This is a genomic window from Polaromonas sp. CG_9.7, from assembly GCF_015752205.1.
Classification (GTDB): Bacteria; Pseudomonadota; Gammaproteobacteria; order Burkholderiales; family Burkholderiaceae_C; genus Polaromonas.
Genome location: NZ_JADOVG010000050.1, coordinates 1 through 1,308, shown reverse-complemented (window position 1 = coordinate 1,308; position 1,308 = coordinate 1). Strand labels below are relative to the sequence as shown.

The window sequence follows — 1,308 nt, the reverse complement described above, 5'->3', positions numbered from 1 at the left end:
CCCTCAGCGCTGGTCCAAACAGTGCCGCAATTGGCGCCGTGTGGATCAGGTTCACCTCAATCCGGACACACCGCAAAACAAGGAGGTTGAAACTCTCAAAAAAGCAGCCTGATACACCACCTTCATGCGACAACTAGTGTCGCGTCATGAGCTATGTGGCGTGAAAAATGGGGGATGGAACATTACAAAGTCGCCTTATCCGAGCCAGAAAGAGCCGAGCTTCAGGGCATCGCGAGCAAAGGCACATACGCCACGTCCAAGGTCATCAATGCCTTGATCCTGCTCAACTGCGACCAGTCCGGGGAGCGAACCGAACGCCCCCGCACCTGCGACATCGCGGCCATGCTGTGCGTGAGCGAGCGCAAGGTGGACCGGATCAAGAAGAAGTTTGTCCTCGAAGGCCTGGACGTGACGCTTAACCGCCAGCCTTCAAAAGGCGAGTACGACTTGAAGATCGATGGCCGCTTGGAGGCACAGTTGCTGGCCCTGAGCTGCTCGGCGCCCCCTGAAGGCCAAGCGCGCTGGTCGCTGCGCCTGCTGGCCGACCGGCTGGTCGAGCTCGAATTGATCGACACGGTATCCCACGAGACGGTGCGGCGGACGCTGAAAAAAACGAACTCAAGCCCTGGAGGAAAGTCGGCTGGGTGATCGCGCCCCAGGCCAACGCTGAATTCGTCGCAGCTATGGAAAAGGTGCTCGACATCTACAGCCGGCCCTACGATGCGAAACACCCCGTGGTGTGCATGGACGAGACGCTCCGCCAGCTCATTCGCGAGACGCGTGAGCCCATTGCCGCGGCGCCCGGGCGGCCCGAGCGCCATGACTATGAGTATGAGCGTTGCGGCGTGTGCAACGTCTTCATGGCCAGCGAGCCGCTGGCCGGGCGGCGCCTGACGAAGGTCACCGAACGGCGTACCAAACTGGACTGGGCCGTTTTCGTGCAAGACATCGCTGCCAGCTATTTCGATGCCGAGCGAATCACGCTGGTGATGGACAACCTCAACACCCATACCCCGGGCTCGCTCTACGAGGCGTTTGCCCCTGAGAAAGCCAAGGCGCTGTGGGATCGCTTCGAGTTCGTCTACACGCCCAAGCACGGCAGCTGGCTAAACATGGCAGAAATCGAGATCAATGTCATGGTCAGTCAGTGCCTGGATCGGCGCATCGACAACATCGATACCGTGCGCAGCGAGGTCGCTGCCTGGCAGGCGCGCCGCGACAACCTTCAAGCCAAAGTCAACTGGCAATTCACCACCAAGGATGCCCGCGTCAAACTCAAACGGCTTTACCCGACAACTTCCTCATGAC

At 59.9% G+C, this 1,308-nt stretch carries 1 protein-coding gene; it reads left to right on the top strand.

Features of this window, described 5'->3' with window-relative positions; genetic code table 11:
• Positions 1 to 174 precede the first annotated feature (174 nt).
• Positions 175 to 1,307, top strand: a protein-coding gene (locus IWX87_RS19450; RefSeq protein ID WP_196865143.1) for an IS630 family transposase whose coding sequence is annotated in 2 segments (ribosomal slippage) — positions 175 to 607 and positions 607 to 1,307 — 1,134 coding nt in all. Because the reading frame shifts where the segments join, the coding sequence is not laid out codon by codon here.
• The last annotated feature ends 1 nt before the right edge of the window (position 1,308 follow it).